The sequence below is a fragment of the Mesorhizobium sp. M7A.F.Ca.US.014.04.1.1 genome, assembly GCF_003998745.1.
GTDB lineage: Bacteria > Pseudomonadota > Alphaproteobacteria > Rhizobiales > Rhizobiaceae > Mesorhizobium > Mesorhizobium ciceri.
The window spans coordinates 1-3,832 of record NZ_RZRW01000537.1 but is presented as its reverse complement, the minus strand read 5'-3'; the positions used below and the strand labels follow the sequence as shown (position 1 = coordinate 3,832).

The window sequence follows — 3,832 nt, the reverse complement described above, 5'->3', positions numbered from 1 at the left end:
AGGGTGGCGAGGGCCGCCCCGCGGAGGTGGGCCAGCGAGCGTGGACCGAGCACCGTCACCGCCTGCATGAAGCCGGAGACTTGCTCGGGGGCTATGGCAAAGCCGTAGCGGCGCAAGAGCCTGGCAAAACCCAGGAATGGCGAGGCGGCGCGGGGGAAGCTTGTTTCCCGCATCATTCTGTGTCGCCCCCCTCTGTCCTGCCGGACATCTCCCCCTCAAGGGGGGAGATTGGCAGCTTCGGCGCTTCGCTCTGTTCGGCGACGTCAGCGATTAGCGAAAGCGGGGATGACATCCGATCTCCCCCCTTGAGGGGGAGATGTCCGGCAGGACAGAGGGGGGCGCTGTCCCGCCAGCCTTGCGAAATGACCTCCCGCGTCACGCCAGCGCCTCCTCGACGATCCGGCCAAGCTCCGGTGCGATGTAGGAAAGGTCTTCCTCGTCCTTGATCAGCACGCCGATGGCGCGGCGGAAGGCTTCCGGCCACGGGCTGCCGCCCTTCTCCAGGATGGTGGCGGCATTGGCCCATTCGACGGCCTCGGCGATACCCGGCGGCTTGGCCAGCGGCCGGGCGCGGATGGTCTGCACGGCCGCCGCCACCGCGCGCGCCGTTACCTCGGCCACATCGCCGGCGCGCAGCATGATGATGGCGGCCTCGCGCTCGGCGTCGGGATAGCCGATCCAGTGGTAGACGCAGCGGCGGCGCAGTGCCTCGGCAAGCTCGCGGGTGCGGTTCGAGGTCAGGATGACGATCGGCTGTGCCGTGGCGCGGACGGTACCGCGTTCGGGAATGCTGATCTGGAAATCGGAGAGGAATTCCAGAAGCAGCGCCTCGAATTCATGATCCGAGCGGTCGATCTCGTCGACCAGCAGCACGCGCTGTTCCGGCGCCTTCAGCACCTGCAGCAGCGGCCGGGCGATCAGGAAACGGTCTTCGTAGATGTCGATCTCGTGCTCGCCGGCGTGGCGAATGGCGAGCAGCTGGCGTTGATAATTCCATTCGTAGAGCGCGTGCGCAGCGTCGATGCCTTCATAGCATTGCAGCCGCACCAGATCGCGGCCGAGCAGCGCGGCGATCGCCTTGGCCGCTTCCGTCTTGCCGACGCCTGGTGCGCCTTCGAGCAGCAGCGGCTTCCCCAGCCGGATCGCCAGGAAGATCGCGGTCGCAAGACTGTCGTCGGCCAGATAGCGCGAGGCGGCAAGATGCTGCGCCACCGCCTCCGGCGAGGTCGCTGATGTCTCGGCGCTTGTCCCGGTCATTTCGGCCCTCAGTTCGCCGCTTGCGCCTTCAGCGCGCGCAGGATGCGCTCCGGCGTGATCGGCAGCGTGTCGATGCGCACGCCGACGGCGTCGAAGACGGCATTGGCGACCGCCGGGATCTGCGGGTTGGCGCACATTTCGCCCGGCCCCTTGGCACCGTATGGCCCGTCCGCCGATGGACGCTCCAGCACGATGATCTCGGTCTCGGCGAGGTCGCCGGGGCCGGGCATCAGATACTGGTTGAAGTCCGTGCCGCCATGGTCGCGGTTGGGATAATAGGGCTCGGTCGTCTCGTAGAGCGCATGGCTGATGCCCATCCACGAACCGCCGACCAGTTGCTGTTCGACCATTTTCGGGTTCAGCGCGCGGCCGATCTCGAAGACGTTCTTCACAGTCAGCACGGTGACCGCGCCGGTCTCGTCGTCGACCTCGACCTCGGCCACGGTGCAGGCATGCGCGTAGCAGGTCGATGGCTTCATCGCGCCAGTCTCTTTCTCCGGATAAGAGCGCGGAATCAGGAACATGCCGCGGCCCGAGATCGAGCGACCGCGCTTGAAATGCGCCGACAGCGCGACATCGAAGATCGAGATCGATTTTTGCGGCGCGCCTTTGACCAGTATGTTGCCCTGGCCGTCGGTCTCGAGGTCGGAGGCGTTCACCTCCAGTTCCTCGGCGGCCACTTCCAGCATCACCTGCCGCGCTTCCCTTGCCGCCTGGATGACGGCGTTGCCGGCGCGGTGCGTACCGCGCGAGGCGAAGGTGCCCATGCAGTGCGGGCCGGTGTCGGTGTCGGCGGTGTCGACGACGACGCGGTCTGTCGGCACGCCGATGGTCTCGGCGCAGATCTGCGCCATGATCTGCTTCATGCCCTGGCCGAGATCGACGGAGGACAATGTCACCATGAAATTGCCTGTTGGCGTCGAGTGCACCAGTGCCTGCGTCGGGTCACCGCCGAGGTTCATACCGGTGGGATAGTTGATCGCGGCAACGCCGCGCCCACGCCTGATCGCCATCTCAAGCTCCCTTCGTATAGGAGGACATCGCCAGGTACTTTTCCGCCACCGGCCAGTTGGCGGCGCGCGAGGCTTCCTGCATGCATTCGATCAGCGCGGCGCCCTCTGTCGGCTGGCGGTGCGCTTTCATATCACCGTCGCGATAGGCGTTGATGAAGCGGAATTCGAGCGGGTCCATGCCGATCAGGCGCGCCAGCTTGTCCATCTGCACCTCCAGCGCGAAATCGCCGATGGTGACGCCGAAGCCGCGCATGGCCGACGACGGCGTGCGGTTGGTGTAGACGCAATAGGTGTCGATCCAGACGTTCGGAATAGTGTAGGGGCCGGGATAATGCCCCGCGCCCTTCTGCGCGCCGTAGGGCGAGTGGCGCGAATAGGCGCCGGCATCGGTGTATCCGGTGACCTTGCGCGCGACGATGCGGCCATCTTTCATGACGCCGTCCTTGATGACGACCTTTTCAGCGGCGCGCGGCGACGAGATCTGCATCTCCTCCTCGCGGCTGTAGATAAAACAGACTGGTCGTCCTGTTAGTTTTGCGCCGAGGATGGCGATCGGCTCGACGATGACGTCGACCTTGCCGCCAAAACCGCCACCGACTGTGCCGCCGACGAAATGCAATTTGCTGCCCGGCATCTGCAGGATGATCGAGGTGTTGTCGAGCGTGAAGAACATCGCCTGCGTGTTGGTATAGCAGGTGAAGCGGTCATTGCCCTCGGGCGCCACCACGCAGCCGGTGGTCTCGGTCGGCGCGTGCTCGATCGGCGAAGACTGGTAGCTCTGCTCCAGTATGTGGTCGGCGCCGGCGAAGCCCGCCTCGACATCGCCGAAGCGCACCTTGCGGCACTCGCCGCTATCATAGAGGTAATAATTCTGGCCGTGATATTCGTTGACCAGCGGCGCGTCGGGTTTCAGCGCCTCTTCCATGTCGAAGACGGCCGGCAGCACCTCATAGTCGACCTTGACCTTGGCTGCGGCCTCTTGTGCCGCGCGCTCGGTTTCGGCCAGCACCGCCACCACGGCCTCGCCCTTCCAGCGCACCTTGCCGTCGGCAAGCACCGTCTCGTCCTCCGGCCCGATCTGGATCAGGATCAGGATGGTGTAGACATTGTGCGGTACGTCCTTGGCGGTCAGAATTTTCACCACGCCCGGATGTTTTTCCGCCTCTGAGGTGTCGATCGAACCGATGCGGGCATGGTGATGCGGGCTGCGCACCATCTTCAGGTGCAGCATGCCGGGAAAGTTGCGGTCGGCGAAAAAGGCGGTCTTGCCGGTGACATGGCCGGGCGAATCCGAGCGCGGCCGGGGCTGGCCGATCTCGTGCAGATCGTCCTTGCGGACATCGGCGAAGTAGTTCTTGCGCAGTTCCATTGTTTTGGACCCTTCAGGCCGCGTTCTGCGAATTGGCGCGGGCGGCGGTCAGCACCGCCTGGATGATCGGCTCGTAACCGGTGCAGCGGCAGATGTTGCCCGACAGCGCCTCGACCACCTCGTCGCGGCTGGGATTGGGCGTGTGGTCGAGCAGCACCTTGGCCGCCATGATCATGCCCGGCGTGCAGAAGCC

4 protein-coding genes are annotated in these 3,832 nt (G+C 65.2%); all 4 read right to left on the bottom strand.

Annotated features, from left to right (window positions below):
- Positions 1–375: 375 nt before the first annotated feature.
- Positions 376–1,257 carry a MoxR family ATPase gene (locus EOA22_RS26945; RefSeq protein ID WP_063168526.1) on the bottom strand — a complete coding sequence of 294 codons (882 nt, stop codon included), beginning with the start codon at positions 1,255–1,257 and terminating at the stop codon, positions 376–378.
- Positions 1,258–1,265: 8 nt separating this feature from the next.
- Positions 1,266–2,270 (bottom strand): molybdopterin cofactor-binding domain-containing protein, encoded by a 1,005-nt coding sequence (locus EOA22_RS39610; RefSeq protein ID WP_063168525.1) that lies wholly within the window; start codon positions 2,268–2,270, stop codon positions 1,266–1,268.
- A gap of 1 nt (position 2,271) precedes the next feature.
- The gene (locus EOA22_RS39605; protein ID WP_063168524.1) at positions 2,272–3,639 is read right to left on the bottom strand and encodes a xanthine dehydrogenase family protein molybdopterin-binding subunit; all 1,368 of its coding nucleotides are present in this window, start codon (positions 3,637–3,639) and stop codon (positions 2,272–2,274) included.
- A gap of 13 nt (positions 3,640–3,652) precedes the next feature.
- Positions 3,653–3,832, bottom strand: a 180-nt coding sequence (locus EOA22_RS26930; RefSeq protein ID WP_245478694.1) for a 2Fe-2S iron-sulfur cluster-binding protein, incomplete at its 5' end; no start/stop codon positions are given.

Excerpts from the sequence above, each read along its gene's own strand:
- EOA22_RS26945 (WP_063168526.1), bottom strand. The coding sequence starts at position 1,257 with ATGACCGGGACAAGCGCCGAGACATCAGCGACCTCGCCGGAGGCGGTG.
- EOA22_RS39605 (WP_063168524.1), bottom strand. The coding sequence starts at position 3,639 with ATGGAACTGCGCAAGAACTACTTCGCCGATGTCCGCAAGGACGATCTG.
- EOA22_RS39610 (WP_063168525.1), bottom strand. The coding sequence starts at position 2,270 with ATGGCGATCAGGCGTGGGCGCGGCGTTGCCGCGATCAACTATCCCACC.